Below are 25,083 nucleotides of genomic sequence, written 5' to 3' on the forward strand. Positions count from 1 at the left end.
TGATGCAATTGAACGCCGTCCGTGTCGGTGCATAGTGGTGGACGCAGTGTTTCGCTCCAGCGAGCTGGAATGTGTCCGGTTGGTTGATCGCGTATCCGGCATTGTTGTCCACGGCGCGGCTGAGCGGGTGGTCTTCAAGAGGTTTCGGTACTGCTGTCGAATTCCGGGCTGGTCGGGGGTGGACGAGTCTGGCATGGTTCTGATCTATGGCTGGTCAGGTAATCGCGGTGCGTGTAGACGGCGTCGAAGTGCTGGTGGAGACGGCGCGGGTGGTGGGGACGGAGCCGACGTCGATCGGGGATCGGGCGCAGCAACAGGTGGTGGATGCGTTCGAGCGGGCGCAGGACGCGATCATCGCTGTGTCGACGAAGGTGGCGGGGACGGTACGGCAGCTGGCCGCGCGGGGAGCCCGGCCGGACAAGGTCGAGGTGGAATTCGGGCTCAAGTTCACCGCGAAGGGCGACGTCATCGTGGCGAGCGGCGCGGGCGAGGTGGCGTTGAAGGTGATCGTGGGGTACGACCCGAGGCGCGATGCCGCTGATGCCGGGTCGCGCCGGGCTGACGACGACGAGGCCGACGACGAGGCGGACGGGGTGTCGTGAGCAGCGACCCGCGCGTGCCGGGGTATCTGGGCCGGGTCCTCGATGCTGGGGGGGTCCCCATCGGCACGTGTTTCCAGGTGTCGCCCGGCGTGCTGGTGACGGCGTGGCACGTGCTCGACGCACTCAGGGCCGGCGACGTAGACGCGGTGGTGACCGTCGATGCGCTGGCCGGCGGCACCGCTGCCTGGGATGCGCGGGTGGTGCGGGTCGCTCCGGTTAGTGACTTGGCGGTCCTGGTCACCGATGTGCCGCTGCCGAGGTCTATTGCCGGCATGGCCACAACCGATTGGGTCCCGCTGCTGGCCGACGTTGTAGTCGCCGGGGTGGTGCACGTTGATGACGGGCCGCGGCAGTATCGGTGGCTCGCGGCGGCTGGGCAGTGGAAGTCCGGGACGACCCGCGATGACGCGGTGCAGCTGGGGCGGTTAACGTCGACCGACGTGCTGCGCGGGATGAGTGGCGGCCCGGTGCGGCGGCGTGCCGACGATGTGGTGGTCGGGGTGGTGTCAGGCCGGTACAACGCCGCTGACGGCTGGCTGGCCGGCACGGTGTGGGTTGCGCGCGTCGAGGAGCTGCTGCCGCTGCTGGAGGGGCTGGCCCGGCCGGTTGTTCACAGTCAGTGGGAAGATGCGGTCGCCTTAGATTTGGCCGCGACACGAAGGCGGCACGCGTGGACGGTACTTGCTGAGCACCGAGATCTGGCGGTTGCCGGTGTGCGGACAACGATTGGTGACGAGTCGTCTGGCGGGCCGGTCGAGATCGCGTTCGCCGACCGTCGCGAGCAGCTCGCTAAGGCCCTGCTCGAAGCGGGTACTCAGGGGTCGGCTCTGCTGATGTCTGGTGAGTCCGGCGTCGGTAAGAGTGCGTTGACGCTGTCGGCCATCGCAGAGCTTGAGGCTGCGGATTCCGCAGGGTTCAAGGCGGTGGTGGTGAACTTCCGCGGCCTGCCGCAGTCGAGCTTGGAGCTTCGTGGCGCGCTCGGAATGTCGATGGCGGACGTGCTGGCTGAGCTTTCGGCACCAAGCCGGGTCCTGGTTATCGACGCTGCTGATGCTGCACTGGAGCGGTCCGCTGGTCTGTTCAGCGACTTGGTGCTGGCTGCGGGTGCCGCAGGTGTCGGGGTCGTCGCGGTCACGTCTGATCTGGCATCCAGCTTTGTGCGGGAGCAGTTGGAGCTGGGCTTCGGGAGGTCCATTTCATCCTTCACGATGAAGTCGCTCGAGGATAGGGACATCTCGGTCATATCGGACGGCTTCCCGCTTCTGCGTGCGGTCCTGCGAGACCTGCCTGCGAACTCGCTGTTGCGACGGCCTGTGGTGTTGGACCTGCTGGCGCGGACCGGGTTGGAGCCCGATAGCTCACTGGGTGAGTGGGAGTGCCTGCAGTTGGTGTGGCGCAAGATTGTTCGGGGCGACGGTCGTCCGGGCGTCGGCTCGGCGGAGGCGCGCGAACAGACGTTGGTCGCGGTCGCCGCGTCATCGATGCGACTGCCCAAAGACCGACGACCTAGTGCCGGCATCGACGCGGCGGCGGTCGATGCGTTGCGCCGAGATCATTTGCTCGCGCCGGCGAGCCCGTATCAGGGCCAGCCGGAGTTCGCGCACGACGAAGTCCGGCGGTACGCGACCGCTATCCTTCTGGTTCGCGGCCAGATCCCGACCGAGTTGCTGGAAGCAGCTGGCGTGCCCCGGTGGGCGCTGTCAGCCGCCACGCTCGCGTGCAAGGGACTACTTAAGGCACCGGGCGCACGACCTGCCCGTGTGTTCGGCCAGCTGCTCTCGCAGTTCAAGCCGTTCGCGGCGGCGCACGGACCCCGGTGGGCTGACGTCCCCATAGAGGCAGTTCTGGAGACGCCGTTCGCGTACGGGTGCCTGAAGGCAGCGTTCGCGGATGAGTCCGTTGGCCTGGTGCTCGGTGACGTGGTTCGGGTGGTTCAGCAGAGGCACAAGGTCAACGCGCTGGTTGACCCTGTCATCTCGGCCCCCGTCGTGCAGATTCTCCTCGATGAAGAAGAGCCGTGGGACGTCTCGAAGGCGGCGTTCGAGCTGCTAGCGGATTGGCTGCAGGCCCTGTCCTTGGCGGACGCACCGACAGGGAACGAGTTGCGCATCAGGCTGCGGGGCCGCCTCCTTGCCTACTGGGAGTCGTTCCCTCCGCGCAACACCAGCGGTGACCACCTGCCCAGTTCGATGTCCAAGCGGCGTCGACGTCGACGTGAGCTGGATTATCACCTCACCAAGGAAGAATTCGTCGAAACCTTGGCGCTGCTCGGGCCCGACATCGACGAGGCCGCTGAAGCCTGTCTTCGGGCCATCGCCGACGACGCGCCGGCGTTCCTGGCCCCGGCTGCCGACTCGCCGTTGAGTGCACGGGCCTTGGCGCAGAAGGACCCGGAGCTGTTAGCGATGTTGATGGAGGCCTATTACATCGACGACGAGCGCAGCTGGCACCGCGATGAGGGCGTCCGAGGGCATCAAGGTCGCTGGACCGGTATTGGAGCACCGTTCTTTCAACACTACTTCGGTGGATTCTGGCAGCTGTTCCAGACCGCACCGTTGCGGACGTCGGTGCGGGTACTGAACAACATCTTGAACAGCGGTGCACGGGCGCGAGTTGAAATTCTGTCGGGGCTCCACTCGCCCAACCTCTTTGCCGGGCCGGTCGCCAAACCCGGCGAAGACTCCGATACCGATACCGAAGGCGCAGACGAAGAGCGTGAAGACCAAGGTGCCGTCCTGAACCTCGACGGCACCGCCCGCTTGTACGTGGGCGACGGCCATGTGTGGAGTTGGTATCGGGGCACATCGGTCGGTCCGTACTCGGCGATGAGCGCCCTCCAGGCGATGGAACGTTTCACTGACAGTTTATTGAGCCAGGGTGCTTCGCCAAGGAAGGTCGCTGAGGTACTCCTAGACGGATGCGAGAATCTGGCGGTCCCAGGGATGCTCTTCGGTCTGCTGGTGCGTCATGTGGAGAACGTCGACACCGAGCTCGACACCTTCCTTGCCGAGCCGATCGTCTGGGAACTGGAGTTCGCTCGCCGGACGAGTGAGTACTCTGGGCTGCGCGCCACGACTGAAGGACTCGCGAACCTTGAGCGACGCCAGTGGACACCGCGTGAGGTGGCCGCGTGGCTTGTGATTCACGGCGGGGAGGCGCGCGCCCAAGCGTTGAAGAAGGTCGCCGAGCAGCTCGTTGAGAACGGCGGCCGGCTCGGCGTCAGCCAGGAGCGTACGAAGAATTGGGCCGCAAGTCTGGACTCCGCCCAGTACCGAATCACGCAGTACGGCGATAAGTACCACATCGAGTTCGTTCCGCCACTTGAGGTTCAGGCCGCGCAAGAGAGGCACGCGGCGAACCAGGAGATCGTGCAGAGGACCCTGCGACTGCAGAACCGGTACTGGGGATTGGCCAAGCACGATGTCGACTACGTACCCCCCACCTCGGAGGAGATCGCCGCAGACCTGGCTGCCAGCCGTTCGTTGCTCGAGTCCGATGGAGATTTGATGCCGACCCGGCCTGTGGACGCGGTGGCCCACGTCGTCCGTGCAGCGGTCGAACGAGCCGCAGCCGGTGACATGGATGCGCTGGGCAACGAGGCGAGCTTCGCAACCGAGTTTGTTCTCAAGGTAGCGATGTCGTTTCAGAACGTCGAGGACCAGCGCCACGAGGATCAGTACTTCGACTTTGGCGCCGACCGGGCCGTGGCCCACGCCCTGCCAGTGTTCATCACATCTGCGATGTCCACACCCCTGGGGGCGGCGGGAGGCTCGACTGATGATGTTGCCGTGGCCGGCCTTGTGATGGCAGGCAAGGCATCCCTGGAGACGCGGCTGCACTTGGCGCGCGGCTGCGATGTCGTCTGGACGGCGCCGTGCCACGGCGACCCTTGCATCCACCGGACCGCGTTGAACTGGTTGGTCGAGACCGCTCGTAATGCAGAAATCGGGCCATGGGACCAGCACCGCCAGCGGCGGCCGAACGTCCAAATTGTCGGCGACGTCGCCGGACGCCTTCAGCAGCTGGCTGGAGACTCGATCGACATCGCCGTGCTCGACCCAGCCATTCGCGGACTCGGCGCAGCCGCCTCCTCGGACCACTGCTGCACCAACGACGCAGCCACGATGCTTGCCAGCCTTCTTGACGTCGAGCGACGTGCCATGGTCGCCCAAAAGGAGAAGGGCTGGACAGCGGACCACCGAGGGACGCACACCCTCGTCGCAGCACGAGCCCTGCTCGAAGGCTTCGCAAAGAACGGTGACGTCAGACCGGTGCTCGAACACCTCGATGTCCTTGGCGCGGACGCAGGACTGATGTCGAACTTCCTCCACGGCCTCGCGGCAGCTGGCGCAGAGAACGAACGCCTGGCTGAGGCCGCTCGAGGTGTCTGGCCATTGTTGCTGCGCCACGCCACCAAGTATGTAAGCGACGACCCGAGCCCCTACCAGGACCAACACTGGGGCGACTGGGCCGCCGCTGCCCTCCTGCCCGACCCGCTTCCATGGACGAAAGGCCTGTACAACGAGGTCATCGGTGTACCCATCGACTGGGTCCGCGCTGAAGACCTCGTCGAGCTGATCGAGGACTGGTTACCCGTCGCCCGCGCAGAGGTCAAATGCGTCGACGGGCTCATCGGTCTCCTGCGGAAACTCCCAGTGCAGGCGCAGGTCACTCGCGGCCTGCGCTGGGTGTCCGACCTGTGCATCCAGAACGGCCGTGTCACAGTCAAGCAGTCCTGGCTGTCGAACAACTGGCTCAAGGAAGTTCGCAGCACGGCGGAGGAACTGGACCACTTGGACGAGTGGCAGATGCTCGTCGATTCCTTGGTCGTCGCCGGAAACGAAGAACTGGCGCCGTACAGCAGGTGATGCCCTCAGGTTCCCTATCCGGATTTATTGCAAGGTTCCCGGAGCCGCACATGAAGTAGCGCGCTGCGGCCATCGAGACTTGTCGCTGTCAGGACGCGGCGCAGGTATATCCGTAATCTCGGCGGCAGGCGACCCGAATTCGAGTAGTGCAATGCGAAGCCATGCCGACCGTCGTGGCGAACAGCGTGCGGGATGCAGACTGCGCTGCAACCGCGCGGACACGCAGCTCGGAACCTCTATCAGGCGCTCATGCATGCTGGCATCGCTCGGCCCTGACATGAGATGTGTCCCGTCCGGCGGAAAGTGGCACTGGTGTCGGTGCCTGAGCTGCGGTTGTGCCAGGTCCGCGCGGACAAGATCAGGTTAGTCGTCCGGATCTACTTGGCACTGTCGGCGATGAGTGCGTCCAGCAGCTGCGACAGGCTGAGGCGTGGGTGGTGTTCGGGCTCGGGTTGGTAGTCGAGCGGCAGGTCGTGGTTGGTGGGTCGGTCGGCGTAGTTCGGTAGCGCCCAGCTCGGAACATGGCGGTGCTTGTTGAACTCCTTGTTGGCTTTCTTGGCGAGGGTCTCGTCGGAGGTGGCGTGGTTGACCGGGACGCCGTCGAAGGTGACCCGGCGGGTCTGCGGGAACGTGCGGTTGGGCACGACGACATCCGGCAGGCCGGCCATCGCCCGCAGCCAACGGTCTGTTTCGTACCCGGTCCACTCCTGGGTGACGGGCCAGTCATGGGGGGACGGGCTCAGGTCCGATCTGCCGGCTGATCTCGGCGGTGATGGTGAGCCGGTGCTCCGCGGAGGTCAGCGCCCGGCGGGCAACGGCCCGCCACGTAGGCGAGCAGAACAGCCGCGCAAGGTTGACGATCTCGGGGTAGAACGCGGCGAGGAACACCGAGGTGTTGAACCGGGTGCGGGTAGGGATGAGCAGGTCGATGCGTTCCTGCCAACTGCGGCGTCCGGGAACGTCGATACGTTGCTGAAACCGCCGGTCGACGCAGACGGCGATGGAGACGTCGAACGCGTTGAAGACGTGCCGCCAGCCTTGGCGGCGCAGCAGCCGGGTGTGCCGTCGCTGCGCGGTGACGAGTTCGGGGACCAGCCGCGCGAGCTGTCGAGGACGCAGGTCCGGGATGGTGGGGACCGGCGGGCCGATCCAGTAGCCGTGGCGGGTGCAGACGAACTCGTGGTGGGCGAAGAACCGGACGACCGGCCCGTCCGGGTGCCGTGCGGTGCAGACGGGGCAGGCCCGTTGGGGAAGGTGACGCAACTCCCGCCAGCGCGGGGCGGGGTCACGCAGTTCGGGCATCGCGTGCGCGAGCGCGGCGAGTTGGTGGCCGGTTGCGGCGACGAGCCGCTGCGCGACGATGAGCTGGCGGCGCTTGCTGGTGCCGCTGTAGGGCACCGAAGCGCTGAGGTGCTGCCAGAGGTCTCGGTAGCCGATGGAGTGCAGTGCGGCGAGGCGCCGGACGTAGGAGGTGACGGTTTCCTGCTGGGCAGGCCGAACCGTGATCGGCAACCTTCGGATCATGCGGTCGTGGCGGCCGGCGCCCGTGGCGCCGGTGCGGGGCTGGGGTGGGTCGCGGCGGACCCGGTCGAGGTGGGCGCGGGTCAGGTGCTCGGTGCCGTCGAGGATGGCGTCGATGGCGGCGCCGCGGACCAGGTGCGACAGGCTGCCGATCATGCCGGCGGTGCGCCGGTGCAGGTACTCGTCCAGCGCGGCGAGCGTTCTGGGCTGGTGGGCGCGCAGCGGCAGAGTGGCTTCCAGGCTGGCGACCAGGGCGTGCCAGGCGGCGCGTTGGTCGGCGGTGCCGTAGGCGAACGCGGTGGTGGGGATGGTGGTGAACCGGCTGGCGAGCTGCTGACCTCGGGGGCTGGCGAACAGGCCGACGCGTTCGACGTTGACGCCGGCGTAGATGAACGTGGCGGGCAGCCGCTCGGCGAAGTATTTGAGCTGGTCGGACACCTCGGCCCCGGCGCGGGTGGCGAGGTTGAGGTTGTGCACCTTGTCGACCAGGACCAGCTCGACACCGACGTGAGCGGCGGTCGCGCAGACGGCGTTGGTCACGTCGGTGATGTTGGCCCGGCGGCCCAGCGGCAGACCGAAGAAGCGGGCGAACTCGACGGCCAGCATCCGGGGTGTGGCCGCGGGCGGGACGGTGACGTAGACGACCGGCAGCCGGTTCTTCTCGTGCGGGTGCCGGCGACGCACCGCGACTTCGTGGGTGCGGCCCAGCGCGGTGATTGCGGTGGTCTTGCCGGTGCCCGGGACGCCGGTGACGATCAGCCCGCGGCGTGCGGACAGCTGGCGGCGGTTGAGCAGCACCAAGCGCCGTGCCGTCGTCACGACCTCGGCAACGACCGGGGTGTTGACCATGACTAGCTCGGACAGGTAGTCGATGCGCGCGTCGTCGGTGTCGGTCCCGTTGCCGGCGGCCGGCGGGGTGGGCCGACGGTCTACGAACCGCGCCCAGCCCTCCTTGGTGGTCAACGGCTCGTCGGCCAGGACCTGCTTGGGCTGGTCGGGCTGGCTCAGGTGCTCCATCGGGGCGGGGCCTTTGCCTCTCTATCGGAAGGGACGTTTGCGGCGGAGGCGCACCGAGACGGGAGCCGGGACTGTGGCCCCGCGCCGGGTCATAGCCAGCGCTCGGCTTCGGCGTCGACGTCGAACAGCCCGAACGGCTCCACCGGCGCCGGCCCGGCGCCGGGTGCGGGTGCGGGCGTGGGCAGGTCGATGACCTGCGCCTCGGGCAGCACCCGGCGGCGTGCCGCCCGGGTGCGGGCCGCGACGCGGGCCGTGGCCTTGTTCGGCGGCCCGTTGCCGGCGCGGGTGAGCAGCTCGTCGAGGACCCGGGCGACCTCGGTCTCGTTGTCGTCGGGCAGGCCGCGGGCGGCGGCCATCCGGCGGGCGTGGCGCCCGGTGAAGTCGGCGAACGGCGCGCTGACCATCGGCAGGTGCGTCCAGGCCGCGGTGATCCAGCCGGCCGGGGTGCGGACATAGACGTGGGACAGGTCGTAGGGGTCGTAGTGCACTTCCCAGCGCCCGCCCTGCTCAGCGACGGTGGAGCGTTCGCCGTGGGGCAGGGCGTCGTCGTCGTAGGTGCGGTGGTCGATGGTGATGCCGTACTCGTTGACGTGGCGCCAGTGCACCGGCAGCAGCTCCAGGTAGTCGGTCCCGGACAGCGTCAGGGGCAGGTAGCCGGACACGGCGACCATCGCGGCGTAGGCGTCGTTCGGGCTGAACGCCCGGCGCGGCGCGTGCGGGTCGCGGAGCCCGTCATGGGGCCGGTGCTGCCACCCGGCGACGATCCACTCGTCGAGCAGGTCTTGCAGCTCGGGCAGGCTCCAGAGCGGCTCGTCGGTGATCCGGTCGCCGCGGCGGGTGACGTTGCCGCCGGTGTAGCCGGCGACGTGCTGGCAGAACAGGCTGGCGATAGAGGAGAACTGCCGCTCGACCAGCGGCTTGTCGGTCGGGGTGCCCTTGCGGGCCGGCTGGATAGAGATGCCCAGCCGGTCGCAAGCGCGGGTGAACACCTCGGAGACGAACACCCGGCCGTGGTCGATGACGATCGTCTCCGGGACGATCACCGGCTTGGCCGCGGCGGTCTCCAGCCGGGCGTCGATGTCGAGCAGCCGCGTGTGCGGCAGCCGGGAGGCGGACATGCGCAGCGCGGCCGACCAGCCGGGCCGCATCGGCTCAGGGACCAGCGTGCGGGCCAGCAGCAACGCGGCGTCGACGGCCTTAATGCCGGCCGGGCGCAGCACCGCCGCGGCGATGGTGCGGGTGGCCACGTCGACGACCATCGTCAGCTCGGGGCGGCCGGGGACGCCGGAGTCCAGCAGCACCATCACGTCCAGCGGCGTGGAGTCGATCTGCACCAGCTCACCGGGCCGGGTGGCGAACGTCGGGGTGAACGGCGCAACCGGCCGGTTGGCCAGGGACCGGCGCGTGGTCGCCGCGCCGAACGAGTGCCGCCCGCCGGCCAGCACGCCGACCAGCTCGTAGAACGCGCTGCGACCCGGAATCGGCACCACCCCGGGCCCGTGCTCGGCGTCCAGCGCGGTGCGCACCCGTCGCATCAGGCGCCCGCGGGTGCCCGTCGAGGCGTGCGTCTGCGCGTCCAGTTCGGCGCGGATCGCCGTGACCAGCCGCTCGTCGGCCCGGCCGACCGGGTCGCTGCCGCGGGTGTATCGCTGGTCGACCAGCCCCCACAGGCCCTGCTCGGCGTAGCGCAGCCGCATCCGCGTCACCGTCCGCGCCGAGGTCGGCTGCCCGGCGGCGCTCAGCTCGACGGCCTTGGCCGCGTCGCGGTCCTTCAGCGTGCTCGCCGCTGGGTCGTAACCCGGCCGTGGCCCGGCGCCCTCCGGCGTTTCCGGTGCCCGGCCGGTGACCACCTCGACGAGGTGCCGCTCTCAGCGCCGGGCCCGCTCGAGCACCTCGTGCGGCAGGGTCTCCAGCAGCCCCAGCGGTTCCACCGCCGGCACCGCCTGCTGCTCGTCGAGCAGCTCGAAGTCCGCGGCGGCGAGCAGGAACGCCAGCAGCACCACCTGCGCAACCCCACCCCGCGAGCGCAGCCGCACCGACGTGCCGGCCAGCGCCACCACCTGGTGCTCGTCGCCGTGGAAACGCACCCACTCCCCGACACGCAGCACCGGCAACTTGCCCGCGCCCGTCAGCAGGCCCCGGCCGTGGTCACGATGGTCGCCTCGTGCAGCCGTACCCCGAGGTCACAGGCCAGCTCACCGCACCACAGCAGGTGGAACAACACCGGCAGGACCGCGATCGGCTCACCCGCCGCGCCAGCACCGTCCATCAACGGCGCGGGCTCGGCGAACACCTCCCGCAACGCCGCGCCCACCGCCGGCAGCCGGTACCGCGGATGCCGGTAACCGGCCAGCCAGCGCACATTGCGCACCATCACCAGCTCCGGCGCGCCGACCAGCCGATACTCCCATCCGACCAGCTCACACGCCCGGCCAGTCAAGGCGAACGCCGCGGCGTCACGCGGCTTGATCCGGTCGACTGGTCGGCAGTCCACCACCAGGCCCCGCCCGTCGGCCAGCCGGGCGAAGTAGTCCGGCGCGTGCGAACGGCGCCGGCCAGAAGCATCGTCGTCCCAGAACAGCCAGAACGGCTGCGACGCGATCCCGGCCACCGCCGGGTCGAAGTCGAGCAGCATCAGGTGATCGCGCTCCAGCCACGACTCGTACCCGACGTGAGCGCCGGTCGTCGACGACCACCACAAGCCCGGGAAGTTGCGCTGCCGCTTGTACGACGGGAAGCCGCGTACCGGCTTGACCAGCTCGAACAGCACCCCCGCCGAGTCGATCAAGGAGGTGCGCACCTCCGATCCCTCGGCGCCGACGTAGCCGACCTCGAACTCAGCCGTCAGCGGCCCACCCAGGCCCGGCACCGCGCGCAGCACCCCGGCACCGTACCGGACGTGCCACCTCAACCCGGACGCGTACTGGGTTCGGGGCGGAACGCGGGCAGACTTTAGAGTGGCGCCGTGAGCAACCAGCCGGTCCGCGACGCCTACTCGCACATGTCCGAGCAGTACATCGCCCTGTTCGATGGTGACTGGCAGGCCCACGTGGATGACACGGCCCTTGTCCGAGACCACCTCGTCGGCTTGGACGGCGCCGTGCTCGATCTCGGTTGCGGCCCCGGGCATTGGAGCGCCTACCTGCATTCGCTCGGCGCCAACGTGACCGGCGTCGACTTGGTACCTGAGTTCATCGGCTACGCCCGGACCCACTTTCCCGGGCCGGCGTTCCAGCTCGGATCAATGACGGACCTGGACCTTCCCGACCACTCGGTGGCCGGCATCCTCTCCTGGTACTCGACCATCCACCTACCGCCATCGGAGCTGGATGCGGTACTCGCCGAGTTCCGCCGGATGCTGCCTCCTTCCGGGAACCTGGTGATCGGCTTCTTCGACAGCGACGACGATGTGGCCGCGTTCGACCACAAGGTCCACACGGCATACCGCTGGCCCGTAGACACATTCTCTGCCCGCCTGGCAAAGGCTGGTTTCACCGAACTTCAGCGCTTGCAGCAGCAGTCCCCGGACCGCCCGGACCGCAAGTACGCGGCCATTGCCGCAACAGTCGCCGCGCCGTAGTGCCCGATCGGCACACAGCTGACTGCCGGTCGAGACCAAATACACGCACACTCATCGGGAAGCCTGTCAACTCGCCGAGAACCCGCTAACCTCGCTGAGACCGGACAGCACCGTACCGGACGTGCCACCTCAACCCGGACAGTGCCAACCTCGTGCCAAGTCATACCGGACGGTGCCAACTCAACGCGGACGGGACAGTTCTCGTCGTAGTCGACACTCATCCGCTTCCCCTTTCCGGTCGCCGTGTATGGATGTATGGAGAGTACGACCGACACGCGGACGTTTGGGGGAGCGCGATCGATCTCCGACCGGCGAGAATTGGCCTGTGTCGAATTCTCGCGCGGCCTCGGCTCACCGGCTCGTCGTCGTCTGGCCGATGCTCCTGACCGCAGGGACGCTCGTGGGCTGCTGGTGGTGGCTACGCGGATACACGATCTTTCGTGATCCGGCCTGCGGCTGGCAGCGGTGGGCGGGCATCGTCGCGCGGATGGCGGTACTCGCAGCCGCTTTCTGGGTGGCCAACCTGCCGGGCTCTGTGCGCTGGTGGGGCTTCGCCGTGATCATGCTTTGCGGGGCGCTGGGCTGGCTGGCGTTCCTGCGTCTCAGGGAGGAAGCGCGGCGGGAAGCCCTGCCACGTCAGGCCAGAGTCAGTACGTCATCGCCCCAGGCGAGCCCCGAGCTGGCGGAGCAGATGCGCCGTCTCGTGCTTCAACGCCGCTCGAGTCGGCTCAGATCATCGCTCTCCACTTCGACACGTTCCTGTTCGGCAGCCCTCGATCACTAGTGCGGTGACGACATACGCACGCCGGCTCTATCGCCCTTTGGGATGCTCATGCAAGACCGGCTCGCGATCATCGATGGCCTGCTCGCGCTACCTTTTCCCGGTAAGAACACGCGGGAGGGCCGCCAGGCCAGCGGACCCGGTTTCCACGTGTATGTCCTACAGGCCAGCCGGGATTTCTGGGTTGACCGCAGCGAGGAGATCGTCGAGGCAGCCCAGGCGGAGATCGGTACCGCTTTCGAAGCATTAGCGACCGCGCTGACGGCCCGCTGGGGGCGAGCCTCAGACAATCGACCTCGAGTCTTATCTCTGGAGTGAGGACCAAGCGTCGGAGCCGATGAACCAGCTTTGCCAGCTCAGTGGTGAGATCTTCGTCTGGCGACCGCCGGGTGCTAGTCAGTGGGTTGCGCTCGCCGTCGGTCAGGGCGATCCGGAGTTGCCGATTCAGTTGCTCTTGGCGGTCGGTGAGGCCCACCCGCGGAGCTGATCAACCACCTCCACGGTTTGAGCAGGTCAAACGGCCTGACGCGGGAGGACGATCACCGAAGTGTTGTCGCCTACCTGACACGACCCGTGATCGTGGTGGCGTCGTCGGCGACCATGCGCCCGTGAATGATGCTCTACACCACGGGCCGATGCCCAATAGCGTCCTCATCCCCGTCGGCCTGTACTGGATCATCGGCGCGACGATGGTGGTGAGCGCAGCCCTCAACGCCGCCGCCGACGGCTCGGACCGGTTGGCTGCGATTGTGTTCCTCGGAACCGTCGGCGCCGCATGTCTGGTGGCTGCTCTCGGTCTGCAACGCCGTTGGGGCCCGGCCGTGCTGCTCGGATACCTGCTGGCGATCCTGCTGGGCTTGGTGTCGCTGTCTAACCCAGGTGTGGCACTGCTGGTGGTGCCGCTGACTGTTGGGATTGGTGTGGCCCTGTCTCGGCCTTCCGCCAAGCAGTGGACGGGCGAAAAGTGAACGCCGCAGACATTGCCGCCCTGGTAGGGGTGCCGTTCGCCGTCGTGGGGGCGGCGGTCGCTACGTTGGCGTGGCGCACCTCCGCCGGCACCCGAAGGGACCAGGCCGACGCTGAGGCACGCCGCCGGCACCGGGAGATGCGACCCGTCTTGGGCGTGACCTCCGATCTGCGGTTCAGCCCCGACACGGGACTGCTCACCGTGAAGCTGCTCGGGCCGCGCGAGGTGGAACGGTACGACTGGATTCGCGTGGAAATCCGCAACGATAAAGATCGCGTCTTTCCCGGCACCCACCACGGCTACTCCGAGGAGGAATGGCAGCGGCAGGTGTGGGGGCCGTTCCGGCTGCGCCCCGGGACCGACGGTGCGGACCGGGACGGGCGGACCGCCACGCAGGCAGGCCGGGCGGTGACAGACTCATGGCTGTTCACCCTTGAGCGGTCGACAGCACCGAGCTGGTATTCGGGTGGGGATGCGGCGTGGCGGAAGGACTACGACGACACCCCCATCCGGATGCGGATCGAGATCGGGTTGGCTGAGCAGTCTTGGGTTGAGCTGTTGGAGGTTCCGCCACCCGCGCGCAGCGTGTACGAAGATGGCGGGCTAACAGTCGTTTGATGCAGCGGTGGCGGAAGCAACCACGTTCCCGTGCCCGTGCCCGGGAAAACTAGGTGCGGCGACATACCGTGGTCACCGGACGTGATCAAGGCGATCGCCGACGTCCTGGCCAGCACCGACTGGCCAGGGCTGAGCAACACCGAGATCACCCAGTTGCTGGGGATGCTCGGGATCGCCGAAGTGGAGGCGCCCAACAAGCGCATCGCTTCGCTCATAAACGTGACTTCCCTAGCTGAGTGCCTAAGGTGTTGCTAGCCAGATGTCCGCCGGCCGTCTCAAAAGCCAGAAGGAGTGCCGTGAACGAGGATGCTGTTTACGCCGCTGCCCGCAGGGTGATCGACGCCGGTCTGACCGGCAACGGCTCGGCCTTCACCCCTGGCCGCGCTGTGTGGACAGCGGAGGCTGCAGACCAGCTCTATGACAGGTTTGTCCGGCAACCGGACGTGGGCAGGGGCAGCTTCGTCAAGAAGCTACAAGGGCAGCTTGGCCAAGCACCGCCCACGGCGGTGCAGCTCATGGGCGAGTTGATCTACCTGCATCTGCTCCTGCCACGTGACATCGGCGGTGCCGCGAAACGCGCCGTGATCAACGGGGCGCTGTCCTTGCTGCCCGAGCCGGTCGAGATCCCCGCGGACCTCAACAGGGTTCTCGATGCCGGCGTAGTCCGGGCGGGCGCCGCCTACATGACGCAGCGGGACCGGCAGATCGCGTGGCTCGTGCGGCTCGTGAAGGCGTGGAAGCGCCTGCCAGCCGACCATCAGCAGGCGGCACTGCACGACCCGTGGGCCTTCAAGGACATCCTGGACAGGCTCCCGATCAACAGCGCCTACAGCCAACGCAACATCCTGCTGAACCTCGCGTTTCCCGAGACCTTCCCACCGGTCGCCTCCCGGCGGCACAAGAAGCTGATCGTGGATGCGTTCGCTGACGAACTGCCGCATCGGACCGGCGACATTGATCGGGACCTGGCGGAGCTGCGGACGGTGCTTACGGCCAAGGCCGGCACGCCGGTTCATTTCTATCAACCACCCTGGGTCGACCGGTGGCGGCAGCAGACCGGGCCTGCCAGCGAAGGCAAGGGACCGCGCGGATGGCTGGTGCGCGGCGCGAAGGTGCACGGACACAACCTGATCGGCCAATGGCTCACCGAAGGGTTCTGCTCCCTCGCCTACCCTGGATTGCCAGACCTCAAGCCCGGCCTGTCGAAGGCGGAACTGGACCAGCAGCTACGGGAATCGCTACCCGACTTCTCACCGTCCCAGCGTGGTCTTCACGTGGGGGTGCTCGACCGGTTCCTCAATCGGATGGGCAAGGGCGACATCGTCGTCACCGTCGACGGGCCCAAGGTGTATGTCGGCACCATCACCGGCCCCGCCACCTGGGTAGAAACGCCTGACGACCTGTCGAACCGCCGCCGGACAGTTGCCTGGGCGAATCCCGACGCACCAGTCACCCGAAACGAGCTCTCCGCCGAGGCGCGGAGCAAGCTGTCCGGTCAGCTGACCGTAACGGACCTCGGAGGCTACGTCGCCGAGTTCGCGGCCCTCGCCGAACTCGACGACCAGCCCGGAGCGGAGGACGTCAACGACCAACTCGAGGTGGCCGAGGCGGAGCTGCCCGAGCCCACCGCCGAGCTGGCCGACGAGCTGCTCATCGATCGTGAGTGGCTCAGCGAGACAATCGATCTGTTGCGGGAAAAGAAGCAGATAGTGCTGTACGGCCCGCCCGGCACCGGCAAAACCTACCTCGCGCAGGCGCTGGCCCAGTACCTCACCGGGCAGGCCGACAACGCCTACCGGCTCGTCCAGTTCCACCCCTCGTACTCGTACGAGGACTTCTTCGAAGGCTTCCGCCCCCGGGCCACCGCCGACGGTGGGGTCGGCTTCGCACTCGAGCCTGGACCCTTCAAGCAACTGGTGTCCGACGCGAAGGACGACCCGTCCCAGGCCTACATCCTGATCATCGACGAGATCAACCGGGCCAACCTCGCCAAGGTCTTCGGGGAGCTGTACTTCCTGCTCGAGTACCGCAACCGCAGCATCCAACTGCAGTACTCACCCACCGAAGACTTCGAACTCCCACCGAACGTCTACCTCATCGGCACCATGAACACCGCCGACCGATCTATCGCACTCGTGGACGCCGCCATGCGCCGCCGGTTCTACTTTCAACCGCTGTTCCCCGGCGAGACACCCCTTGACGGACTGCTCCGCGAGTGGCTGAAGAAGCACGACCTCCCTGCCGACCGTGCGGACCTACTCGACGAGCTCAACCGCGTCATCGGCGACCGCGACGCCGCCGTCGGCCCGTCCTACCTGATGACAACCCAGGCAGCCACCGACAAGGGGCTCGCCAGGATCTGGAAGAACGCCATCATGCCCTTGCTCGAGGAACGCCACCTCGGCGACGGGATCGACATCAACCTCCGCTACGGCCTCGACGCACTACGCAAACGCCTGAAGCAGGCCGCCGCCCCCACCCCGGTGCCGGCACCCCGCGAACATGCCGGAGACGCAGCACAGTGAGGCTGATCAGCCTACGCGAGCACCAGACAGACGAGTATGAGCTGAAGACACCGGACGTCGCCCGAGCGATGGCAGCGACCAAGCTCGTCAACACCTCACTCACCCTCGACGGGCAACTCCGGCTGCGATCCGGCTCCATGGTCGGCGCCGCCCGCATCATCGCCGACGACGAATATGTCGAGCTGCACGTACGGCCGAAGATCGGCATCACTCGGCTGCTCTGGCTGCTCGGCTACGCCCGCGACCCACGCGGCTGGCGCACCGAGCCCGTCAGCCTGACCCCTGAACACGACCTCGTGCCCGCGATGGCAGTCGCCTTCGCCACCGCCACCTCCCAGGCACTCGCCCCAGGCCTGTTACAGGGATACCGAACCGTCGAGGAAGCATTGCCGCTGGTGCGCGGCAGGCTCCGAGAGGCAGACCAACTGCGCGCGCGGCCAGGACTGGCCCTACCGGTGGAAGTGCGCTACGACGACTACAACCCGGACACACCAGAAAACCAGATCCTGCTGTCGGCCGTACGCCGCCTGCACCGCCTACCCGGCGTCCCACCGGCCACCCGCAACGCCCTGCACCGCATCGCGTCCGCACTCGCCGACGTCACACCCCTCACGACGGGCGCCCCCATACCCAAGACCGTGCCCAACCGGTTCAACAACCGCTACCAACCGGCCCTGCGACTCGCCCGCCTGATCCTGGCCGGCGTCAGCATCGAACACGCCCACGGCTCAACCCTCGCGGCAGGCTTCGTCTTCGACCTCAACACCGTCTTCGAAGACTGGTTGACCACAGCCTTACGGCACGCAGTCGAGACACGCTACGGCGGAACCGTCACCGGCCAGCACCAGATGCACCTCGACACCGACCACCAGCTACCCCTGGTGCGACCAGACATCACCTGGTGGGACGGGCACCGTTGCCTGGCCGTCATCGACGCCAAATACAAGGCAGCCGGCAACACTCCACCCCACGACGACATCTACCAAATGCTCGCCTACTGCACCACGCTCGAACTGACCCGCGGCCACCTCGTCTACGCGTCGGCAGGAACAGAACCAGTGACGTACCACCTTCAGGGAAGCGGGATACAGATCATCGTGCACGGTCTCGACCTGGCGGCTCCTCTCACAGAACTACACGAGCAGGTCGGTCGCATCGCCGAGGCAATCGCAGCCTCGATGTACACCGAGGCCGAAGGTGGCGCCGCTAGATAGCCGTATGTGCTGCGCCCAGCCCTCCTCGCAGAAACCACCCCTGGCCGTTCTGTAGCCGGGTAAGCCTGGGCCCTTTCGCGGTGGCTCCGGCCGGCGAAGAATGTGACATCAGACGATCGACGGTAGGTCATGCCTACTGCGAAGACAGCAGGCACCGCGGGGCACGGAAGGCGGAATCGTGGCGACGAGCATTGGCGATTGGTACGCCGACGCCGAAGGACGGTACTCGGACAGCCACGGCCACGACTGGGAGAACGATGACCACCCCGATCGCAACCGAGACTCGTGGCTGGACCGACTGCCACGCGAGGAACCCCGCATTCCGCCGCAACGGCGCTCAACGGGTCGTAAGTCAAGGACGAGCCGCGAGGCGCGACCGGTGCCACGACCCGCGAGTCGTGCCGCTCGGCCATACTTCCAAGAAGTCGTCAACGCCGTACATGCACTGCGCGCGAAACATCCCAAAATGGGCGACAAAGCTCTCACGCGGCGGCTCCATGGCCTGGGGTTTACGAGCGTCAAGCAATCGGATGTGCGCAAGGCCCTGCGACGGGATCCTGCCCCGACACCCGGCGAGCGTCACAACAGAGGAAACCAGGCCAGGCAAGCCGGCAACCTCCCTGTACCCGTAGGTCAACCCGCCACAAGCGGCCGAATGAGCGACTTCGTAGTCGCAGTGCGCAATCGGTGGACCAAGGCGCCAGATCTCAGCGTTCAGGCGATGACGAGGCTCTTACACGGACACGGGTGGACCATGTTCACCGAGGATGACGTCCGCAAGGTGCTGCAATCGTTCATGTCCGCGCCAAGCCCGGACCGCAAACCCTCTCGAACGGCAGCCTGGAAGGGCAGGGCTGCGAAGTCGGAGCACAGAGCCAAAGGTGCAACTGCTTCGCCGCAATCTCGCGCGGACATCTGCCCGTCCTGCGGGGTAGCTGTATCGAGCATGGGACAGTGCCGCTGTTCATAACAGCATGCCCTCTGCTGCGCCATCGCGGGCGGATCCCGCTGACTCGGCCTCGCCTGCCGGCGGCCATGCCGACAGCTCGCGGACTGCCGTCTGGGCCAGTGGTAACTCTGTTCGGTTTGGATCGCGGTGGCGTCCGATTTGCTATTTCTTGCGAGTATTAGTCGCGGCCCGATCGGTGGCATGAGAGTTCTGTCGCTAATAACCCGTTTGAGGTGTTTCGCCAGAATGATTTACGCTAGGGGCAGATGCATGCGACCTCGAACTTGTTGACGGGACTACCTGTTGTCGGCAGGCTGAGCCGGTGTGGTGGCTGGTGATCGATCACCACGACACAGACCTCTTCGACGGCGAGGAGGTAAGCCTGGACCTGTTCATCCGCTACGAAACCATGAGCATCGGTCTTGACAACCATGACCCTGTCGGTGAGGGCGACGAGCTGTGGGTCTTCGAGCGCACATTCCGCCGAGCCTCGGGCCTGGCCCACGCCGCATCCAGTCCATACCGGTCGAGCCGTCGTTGGTGGCTCGATGTGACGATGGACCTGAAGGCCACCAAGGAGCTGCGTAGAAGTCCGGTTCGGCCCAGCGAGCGGGTGTACCGCTACGAGCCCTACCGGTACGGCGACAAAGATCCCTGGCTGGTACGTATGCACCTCAGCGATCTGTCAATGATGCGTAACCACCTGCAGAAGGTCACCCGCTCGCGTACCTGACACTTGTCCCGGCTCACGACACCCAAGCGTGCAGTCGGTGCCGACCCGTTTTGGGGACACCGCCTCGAGGACGCGACCCACGGCGACCGCCTAGTCATCCACACAGCGAACTGAGCTACCCCCGCTTTCATGGAGCTTCTTGATCATGGTCTGATGGCCGTGAGGAGGAAGTCGTCCGTGGCAGCACCGAAGAAGTACCCCGATGAGCTACGTCAGCGCGCTGTGCGCCTGTACCGCGAGTCGGACCCGAAGCCCGTCATCCGGCGCCTGGCCGAGCAGCTCGGCGTGCATCACGAGGCGCTCAGGAACTGGATCCGCCAAGCCGAGGCCGACGAGGGTGAGCGTCACGACCGGCCGACCAGCGAGATGGCCGAGGAGAACCGCCGGCTGCGCAAGGAAGTCACCGAGCTGCGCCGGGCGAACGAGATCTTGAAGGCTGCGAGCGCGTATTTCGCGGTGGAGCTCGACCCGACCCGGCGACGGTCATGAGGTTCATCCACGAACATCGTGAGCAGTTCGCGGTCGCGCTCCTGCTACGGGTCCTGAACATCGGCGCCTCGACCTACTACGCGTGGGTGAAGCAGGCCGAGCAGCCCTGTGACCGGGACGTGGTCGACCTGGGGCTGATCTCCAACATCCACGAGATCTGGGAGACCTCTGGGCGCACCTACGGCGCGGACCGGGTGCATCGGCAGTTGCGCCGTGACGGCATCCATGTGGGCCGTAAGCGGGTCGAGCGGCTGATGGCCGAGCAGGGCTGGCAGGGGGCGTTCCTGCGTCGAGGCTGGCGCGGCGGCTCCCGGCAGGACCCACGGCACACGCCGGCACCGGATCTGGTCAACCGGCAGTTCACCGCCGATGGGCCGAACCGGCTGTGGGTCGCCGACGCCACCCGGATTCCGTGCGGTGAGGGCGTGTTCTGGCTCGCCGCGGTCCGGGATGTGTTCTCCCGCCGAATCGTGGGGTGGAAAACCTCGGACCGCTGCGACACCGACCTGATCCTCGCCGCCCTCGAATACGGCATCTGGTCGCGTGACGTCCGCGACGGCCAGTTGATCCACCACAGCGACCGCGGGTCGAACTACACGTCGTTTCGCTTCGCGGAACGCTTACAGGACAACGGGATCCTGCCGTCAATGGGTTCCGTCGGCGACTCCTACGACAACGCGCTGATGGAGAACTTCTGGTCGACGCTGAAGATCGAACTTGTCTACCGCACGTCCTGGCGGACCCGCGACGAGGCCGAGAACGCGATCTTCGCCTACATCGACGGCTGGTACAACACCCGCCGCATCCAGAAGGAACTGGGCTACCTCAGCCCGAACGAGTACGAGACCGCCTGGCACACCCGCCAGACGCAACCAGCCGAACTACCTATCGTCACCCCTGCACCAGCCGGCAGCAGGTAACCACCGCTCCATCAAAGCGGGGGGAACTCAAACGGAACCCAGTCGCGGCTACCCTGAAGTGACCCCTATCGGCCGGACACTTTGTCCGGGAAACCGGGGGAAGCTCATACACCGACATGCCCGGCCGCGCACGCATGGCTTTGACTCGGTGGCGCCACCTTTGGTGCTCGAAGGCCACGTCCGCCTCGATCTCCACCACCACCGTCGGCTCGACCTGCACGTACCGCAGCGGGTCCGGCCCGATCCAACTGCCCCGACCACGATGCCGGCAGCGGCTCCGGCCACGGGTGCACCACTGCGGCGCGGCGCTGCTGCAAAGGCCGCAGCGGAGACAGCAGCGTCGTGAGTTCCTGCCGCTGGTAGGCGTCCAGCGGATGGGTGCGGCCGGTGTATCGAAGCCGGCCTCGCCGGTCGAACCGGCCCAGCAGCAGCGTGTCCGGGTTGCGGAGGCTGCCTGTTACGCCGCCGATGATCGCTTCCGTAGTGATTCGGGTGCGGAATTTCCGCCAGCCCCGCCGGCCTGGCTGGTACCGGCTGCCGAGCTGCTTGGTCACCACGCCCTCGATGCCGGCGGCGACAGTCCAGTGCATCAGCCAGTCCGACACCTGCCGCATGTCGGCCGTCTGCGAGGTGAGAGTCAGTTGCGTGGCGCGTCGACGAGCAGCCGCTCCAGCCGAGCCCGACGCTCCGACAGCGGCAGGTCGATGATCACCAGCCCACCGACGTCGGCGAGCAGATCGAACAGCACGTAGTGGGCGGGGCAGTCGCGGGTCAGGCGGAGGAGACCACGGCTGGCGGTGACTCGCCGTTGCAACTGGGCGAAGTTCGTCCGGCCGCGTTCCCACACGACCAGCTCCCCGTCCAGCACCACGCCGGGCGGGAGCGTCCGGACGGTTCGGGTGATGTCCGGGAAGTAGGTGGTCAGGTTCAGTCCGGCCCGCGACTGTAGGTACACACCGTGGTCCTCGCGGAAGGCGATGCACCTCCACCCATCCCACTTCGGCTCGTGCACCAGCCCTGGGCCCTCGGGTACCGCGTCGACCGGCGCCGCGAGCATCGGCGCCACCGGCCGCCGGAGCACCGGCTCGGCCCTCGCCCCGGCCCGGCGCGGAACCGCACTCACCGCTCACGCGGGCTGTGAGCTTTCCTCATCTCCTCGCCCCCCGAATCATCGTGGGCGAGTCACCGCCGTTCGGGGCGAAGATCCGTCATGACGAATGGGTCCGCGGCTGCGTAGTGCTGGCGCTGGGGCCGGCCGTGGGGGGAGGATCCCACCGTGCTGATCACCCCCATCCCCGGCGTGAACCGTGAGCACCTGCACGCCACGCTGAACAGCCTCCAGCAGTCGCTCAACAGCGTGCAGGCCGCAGGGCCTGTCTCCGCCGTTGATCGCGCCAACCGGTACCTCGAATGGACCCACGAGGCACGGCGGATGCTCCGGCGCCAGATCCACCCGGACGATCTGGAGCACTTCCTGCCCCCCAGAAACTATGAGGTGGTGCTGACCTCGGCAGGAGCGCTGCGAGATTTCAACCGCGCGGTTGCCAACGACCGATACGGCCAAGAGGGCTACATCCATCATACTGCCGCCGGCGGGGAGCGCCAGCTTAACGGCCTGCTGGGGATGCTCATAGACGAGCAGATTGAGGCGCTCAGCACCGCCCGCGACGCGCTGCAAGGCGAGATGCAGCGGTTCGACCGCGACGGCATCCTGGCGGTGCTCGACACCAACATCTATATGGAGCACCCGCAGCAGCTGGAGGATCTCGACGTCGCCGCCCTGCTGTATGGCGGGTTCGAGCCGATCCACATCTTGGTGCCGCTCGTGGTCGTCGACGAACTCGACAAGGGCAAGCGGTCCGGCTGGAACGGGTGGAAGGCCGCTTACTCGCTTTCCTACATCGACCGCATCAGCCAGCAGGGCGGCCTGATGCGGGAGAAGGACATGAGCAACATCGAGACGGCACGAGGCCAAGTCACCATCGAGGTCGTCCTTGACCCTCCTGGCCACGTTCGGCTGCCGAACAACGACGACGAGATCGTCAGCCGCGCTCTCGCGATCAAAACCCTCGCTGGCAAGCAGGTCAGACTGCTCACCTACGACACGGGCATGGCGATGCGGGGCCGAGCCGCCGGGCTCCAGGTCCACTGGCTGGAGCAGCCGCCGAAGGACAAAAAGAGGCAGGCGCGGCGACGCCATGGGGGAGAGGCCGATGATGGAGAGCGGCGAGACGAACGCGGCCCCGCAGGAGCCGCCAGCTGAGATCGGCCCGCTGGCGGTGGTCGCCTTCGAGGTGGCCACCGCCCGTCGGGTCGGCGTCCAGCTGCGGCACGCTCGGGGACCGCAGCTGGACGAGATCCGACGTGCGGTGCGGGTGCTGACCCACGCCGACCCACGCGAGTCACTCACGCAGTGCATCAATCCGCTGTACTGAATGGTGTGCGACAACGTTGGAGGGCGCAGACCTGCTCGGGGCGCGGCTGGAGGGCGCGTTCCTGACCGGGGGCGCAGTTGGAGGGCGCGGACCTGTCCGGGGCGCAGTTGCCGGAAGGGTTTGTCTGGCCACCGTCAGAAGAATGACGAGGGCGACTCGTGCGCTGCCGAGCATAATTCCGACGTGGTGGGCGTGAGGGCTCGACCGGTGCGGACAGGGGTACGCCGTGACCTACCGCGACGTGCTCCGTCGAATGCTGCAGGACGCCCTCGATCAGCCCGACGCCTAAAGGACGTCTCGTAACTCGCTGGTCGGTCCATGGTGGATCATGTCGGGGTGCAGGTGATCTCGGCGGCCCGCCCGGAGTGGATCTTTCCGTTCACCGGACTGCAGCCCGCCCAGTTCCGCCGTCTCATCAGGTTGGTCGCCGAGCGTGGCGGTGATGCGATCGCTGACGGTCGACCCGGCCGGCAGTGGGCTCTCGACCTCGCCGATCGGGTGTTGCTGGTCGCGGCGTACTGGCGCACGAACCTGACCATGCGACAGATCGGCCCGCTGTTCGGGGTATCGCACTCCGCCGCGCACCGGGTCATCGACACCGTCGGCCCCCTGCTCGCCCTGGCCCCGGGGCGACGGCGCCGGATCGACCAGATCACCATCGTCGACGGCACCCTCATCCCGACCCGGGACCACCGCCTGGCCGCCCCGAGCAAGAACTACCGCTACAGCACGAATCTGCAGGTCGCCATCGACGCCCACACCCGCCTCGTCGTGGCCCTCGGCGATCCGCAACCCGGCAACCGCAACGACACCATCGTCTACCGCACCAGCGGCATAGACCAGAAACTCGACGGGCGGCCCGTCATGGCCGACGGCGCCTACCGCGGCAACCCCGACGTGATCATCCCGTACCGCAAACCCGCCGACGGCAGCGGACTACCCGAATGGAAAACGGACCTGAACAAGCAACACCGCACCGTCCGAGCGCAGGTCGAACACGCCCTGGCCCGCATGAGGTGCTTCAAGATCCTGCGCGACTACCGCCGCGCCGCCCACACATTGACCGACACCGCATCCGGCATCGCCTACCTCCACAACATCATCCTCGCCGGGTGACACCAGCACCGTTGCCGGGCAACCCCTTCACCGAGTTACGAGACGTCCTTTAGCGAGAAGCATCGAGGCCCGGTCCCTTCGAGGGCCGGGCCTCTTGCCGTCTACGCGCGGCCGGATCTCACCTCGCGGTGAGCGGGGACTCCGAGTCGTTCGGGTCCTCGTCAATCAGGTAGTACTGGAACGGCTCGAACTCGTACATGACTCCGGCCAGGGCCTTCACATGCACGTTGGTGCCCTTCGCCAACTTGTCCATCGGGTCCTCGTGGCCGTACCAACTCAATTGGAAGACGGGGCCGGTGTGCTTCTCGTCCAACGCATCGCCCGCCATCACGTCGATGGTTGATGCGCCGTTGTGCTCGCGCGGGTTGATGTAGATGTCAGAAACGAACCCGTCGAACTCGACTGTCTTCGCCTGGAACTTCTCAACGGCCGCTTCAACCGTCTTCCCATGCGGCGGGCCCGCCAGAAGCGCTGCAAAGTCGGGGTTGTTCTCGACCGTGATTGTCGTCGGCGCCTTCGCCTTCTCCGTTCCCGCGTCCGTAGGTTCGGCTTCCGGAACCTCGCAGCCGACGAGCAGTGCGAGCACGGGTACAACCAGGGCGGCCATCTTCCTCATGCGGCCGAAGCATGCCAGCTGGTGCCCAGCCGGCCACCATGAAACGCCGCATGGTCCGGGGCCGTCCTTCCGATCGGGTACGCCGTGCCGCTCTACCTCGCCAGTCCGGCCGGTGCACCGGCGTCATATGGT

24 protein-coding genes are annotated in these 25,083 nt (G+C 67.1%); 16 read left to right on the forward strand and 8 right to left on the reverse strand.

The window, feature by feature from the left end:
- Positions 1–206: 206 nt before the first annotated feature.
- Positions 207–602 (forward strand): CU044_2847 family protein, encoded by a 396-nt coding sequence (locus tag EV374_RS23630; protein ID WP_132238900.1) that lies wholly within the window; start codon positions 207–209, stop codon positions 600–602.
- Complete coding sequence (locus EV374_RS23635) at positions 599–5,470, forward strand: S1 family peptidase (RefSeq protein ID WP_132238902.1); 4,872 nt, start codon at positions 599–601, stop codon at positions 5,468–5,470. Before EV374_RS23630 ends, EV374_RS23635 begins: the two co-directional genes overlap by 4 nt.
- Positions 5,471–5,847: 377 nt before the next feature.
- Here the strand turns inward: EV374_RS23635 and EV374_RS23640 are convergent, their stop codons facing one another.
- The 5 genes from EV374_RS23640 to EV374_RS23655 form a co-directional block, all read right to left on the reverse strand.
- The gene (locus EV374_RS23640) at positions 5,848–6,138 is read right to left on the reverse strand and encodes a hypothetical protein (RefSeq protein WP_132238904.1); all 291 of its coding nucleotides are present in this window, start codon (positions 6,136–6,138) and stop codon (positions 5,848–5,850) included.
- 55 nt (positions 6,139–6,193) lie between these two features.
- Positions 6,194–8,008: a TniB family NTP-binding protein gene (locus EV374_RS23645; protein WP_132238906.1), complete on the reverse strand. Its 1,815-nt coding sequence runs from the start codon at positions 8,006–8,008 to the stop codon at positions 6,194–6,196.
- An 89-nt stretch (positions 8,009–8,097) separates the two neighbouring features.
- A complete protein-coding gene (locus EV374_RS23650; protein WP_486485919.1) occupies positions 8,098–9,858 on the reverse strand; it encodes a Mu transposase C-terminal domain-containing protein in 1,761 nt (586 codons plus the stop codon).
- 18 nt (positions 9,859–9,876) lie between these two features.
- Positions 9,877–10,116, reverse strand: a complete 240-nt coding sequence (locus EV374_RS33580) for a hypothetical protein (protein WP_486485920.1) — start codon at positions 10,114–10,116, stop codon at positions 9,877–9,879.
- A gap of 20 nt (positions 10,117–10,136) precedes the next feature.
- Entirely contained in the window at positions 10,137–10,889 is a 753-nt protein-coding gene (locus EV374_RS23655; RefSeq protein ID WP_207914481.1) for a TnsA-like heteromeric transposase endonuclease subunit, read from the reverse strand.
- A gap of 120 nt (positions 10,890–11,009) precedes the next feature.
- Here EV374_RS23655 and EV374_RS23660 point away from each other — a divergent pair, with 120 nt between their 5' ends.
- The 11 genes from EV374_RS23660 to EV374_RS23705 all read left to right on the forward strand — a co-directional run bounded on the left by EV374_RS23660 (position 11,010) and on the right by EV374_RS23705 (position 20,784).
- Positions 11,010–11,588, forward strand: a complete 579-nt coding sequence (locus EV374_RS23660) for a class I SAM-dependent methyltransferase (RefSeq protein ID WP_077938073.1) — start codon at positions 11,010–11,012, stop codon at positions 11,586–11,588.
- A 325-nt stretch (positions 11,589–11,913) separates the two neighbouring features.
- Complete coding sequence (locus tag EV374_RS23665) at positions 11,914–12,372, forward strand: hypothetical protein (RefSeq protein ID WP_132238908.1); 459 nt, start codon at positions 11,914–11,916, stop codon at positions 12,370–12,372.
- Positions 12,373–12,414: 42 nt separating this feature from the next.
- The gene (locus EV374_RS33585; protein ID WP_486485921.1) at positions 12,415–12,687 is read left to right on the forward strand and encodes a hypothetical protein; all 273 of its coding nucleotides are present in this window, start codon (positions 12,415–12,417) and stop codon (positions 12,685–12,687) included.
- A 317-nt stretch (positions 12,688–13,004) separates the two neighbouring features.
- Positions 13,005–13,337 carry a hypothetical protein gene (locus tag EV374_RS23675; protein WP_132238910.1) on the forward strand — a complete coding sequence of 111 codons (333 nt, stop codon included), beginning with the start codon at positions 13,005–13,007 and terminating at the stop codon, positions 13,335–13,337.
- A 155-nt stretch (positions 13,338–13,492) separates the two neighbouring features.
- Complete coding sequence (locus EV374_RS23680; protein WP_132238912.1) at positions 13,493–13,954, forward strand: hypothetical protein; 462 nt, start codon at positions 13,493–13,495, stop codon at positions 13,952–13,954.
- Between the two features lie 81 nt (positions 13,955–14,035).
- On the forward strand, positions 14,036–14,209 hold the full coding sequence (locus EV374_RS32730; RefSeq protein WP_165947883.1) for a hypothetical protein: 174 nt from the start codon (positions 14,036–14,038) through the stop codon (positions 14,207–14,209).
- Positions 14,210–14,250: 41 nt separating this feature from the next.
- Entirely contained in the window at positions 14,251–16,479 is a 2,229-nt protein-coding gene (locus EV374_RS23685) for an AAA family ATPase (RefSeq protein WP_132238914.1), read from the forward strand.
- Positions 16,476–17,693, forward strand: coding sequence for a 5-methylcytosine restriction system specificity protein McrC (locus tag EV374_RS23690; RefSeq protein ID WP_207914482.1), 1,218 nt, complete (start codon positions 16,476–16,478; stop codon positions 17,691–17,693). Before EV374_RS23685 ends, EV374_RS23690 begins: the two co-directional genes overlap by 4 nt.
- 1,271 nt (positions 17,694–18,964) lie before the next feature.
- Positions 18,965–19,375, forward strand: coding sequence for a hypothetical protein (locus tag EV374_RS23695; protein ID WP_132238916.1), 411 nt, complete (start codon positions 18,965–18,967; stop codon positions 19,373–19,375).
- Between the two features lie 177 nt (positions 19,376–19,552).
- Entirely contained in the window at positions 19,553–19,864 is a 312-nt protein-coding gene (locus EV374_RS23700; protein WP_165947884.1) for a transposase, read from the forward strand.
- Entirely contained in the window at positions 19,861–20,784 is a 924-nt protein-coding gene (locus EV374_RS23705; protein ID WP_132238920.1) for an IS3 family transposase, read from the forward strand. Before EV374_RS23700 ends, EV374_RS23705 begins: the two co-directional genes overlap by 4 nt.
- A gap of 104 nt (positions 20,785–20,888) precedes the next feature.
- Here EV374_RS23705 and EV374_RS33590 read toward each other — a convergent pair whose 3' ends face one another.
- Together EV374_RS33590 and EV374_RS33595 are read right to left on the reverse strand one after the other, a co-directional pair.
- Positions 20,889–21,389, reverse strand: a complete 501-nt coding sequence (locus EV374_RS33590; RefSeq protein WP_486485922.1) for a hypothetical protein — start codon at positions 21,387–21,389, stop codon at positions 20,889–20,891.
- A 32-nt stretch (positions 21,390–21,421) separates the two neighbouring features.
- Positions 21,422–21,841, reverse strand: a complete 420-nt coding sequence (locus EV374_RS33595) for an ATP-dependent DNA ligase (protein WP_486485923.1) — start codon at positions 21,839–21,841, stop codon at positions 21,422–21,424.
- Between the two features lie 219 nt (positions 21,842–22,060).
- On the opposite strand from EV374_RS33595, the gene EV374_RS23715 reads away from it, so the two are divergent.
- From EV374_RS23715 to EV374_RS23725, 3 genes are all read left to right on the forward strand, one after another.
- A complete protein-coding gene (locus EV374_RS23715; protein ID WP_132238922.1) occupies positions 22,061–23,047 on the forward strand; it encodes a PIN domain-containing protein in 987 nt (328 codons plus the stop codon).
- A complete protein-coding gene (locus EV374_RS23720) occupies positions 22,998–23,219 on the forward strand; it encodes a hypothetical protein (protein ID WP_132238924.1) in 222 nt (73 codons plus the stop codon). The genes EV374_RS23715 and EV374_RS23720 overlap by 50 nt, the downstream gene beginning before the upstream one ends.
- Positions 23,220–23,555: 336 nt before the next feature.
- Positions 23,556–24,335, forward strand: coding sequence for a transposase family protein (locus EV374_RS23725; protein ID WP_132238968.1), 780 nt, complete (start codon positions 23,556–23,558; stop codon positions 24,333–24,335).
- Between the two features lie 118 nt (positions 24,336–24,453).
- On the opposite strand, the gene EV374_RS23730 is transcribed toward EV374_RS23725, so the two are convergent.
- On the reverse strand, positions 24,454–24,951 hold the full coding sequence (locus EV374_RS23730; RefSeq protein ID WP_132238926.1) for a DUF4839 domain-containing protein: 498 nt from the start codon (positions 24,949–24,951) through the stop codon (positions 24,454–24,456).
- Between the last annotated feature and the right edge of the window lie 132 nt (positions 24,952–25,083).

Source organism: Micromonospora sp. CNZ303 (assembly GCF_004345505.1).

Bases quoted from the DNA above. Each gene is read 5' to 3' on its own strand.
- EV374_RS23730 (WP_132238926.1), bottom strand. From the start codon at position 24,951: ATGAGGAAGATGGCCGCCCTGGTTGTACCCGTGCTCGCACTGCTCGTC.
- EV374_RS23645 (WP_132238906.1), bottom strand. From the start codon at position 8,008: ATGGAGCACCTGAGCCAGCCCGACCAGCCCAAGCAGGTCCTGGCCGAC.
- EV374_RS23640 (WP_132238904.1), bottom strand. From the start codon at position 6,138: ATGGCCGGCCTGCCGGATGTCGTCGTGCCCAACCGCACGTTCCCGCAG.
- EV374_RS23630 (WP_132238900.1), top strand. From the start codon at position 207: ATGGCTGGTCAGGTAATCGCGGTGCGTGTAGACGGCGTCGAAGTGCTG.
- EV374_RS23705 (WP_132238920.1), top strand. From the start codon at position 19,861: ATGAGGTTCATCCACGAACATCGTGAGCAGTTCGCGGTCGCGCTCCTG.
- EV374_RS33585 (WP_486485921.1), top strand. From the start codon at position 12,415: ATGCTCATGCAAGACCGGCTCGCGATCATCGATGGCCTGCTCGCGCTA.
- EV374_RS23720 (WP_132238924.1), top strand. From the start codon at position 22,998: ATGATGGAGAGCGGCGAGACGAACGCGGCCCCGCAGGAGCCGCCAGCT.
- EV374_RS23675 (WP_132238910.1), top strand. From the start codon at position 13,005: ATGCCCAATAGCGTCCTCATCCCCGTCGGCCTGTACTGGATCATCGGC.
- EV374_RS33595 (WP_486485923.1), bottom strand. From the start codon at position 21,841: ATGCTCGCGGCGCCGGTCGACGCGGTACCCGAGGGCCCAGGGCTGGTG.
- EV374_RS23660 (WP_077938073.1), top strand. From the start codon at position 11,010: ATGTCCGAGCAGTACATCGCCCTGTTCGATGGTGACTGGCAGGCCCAC.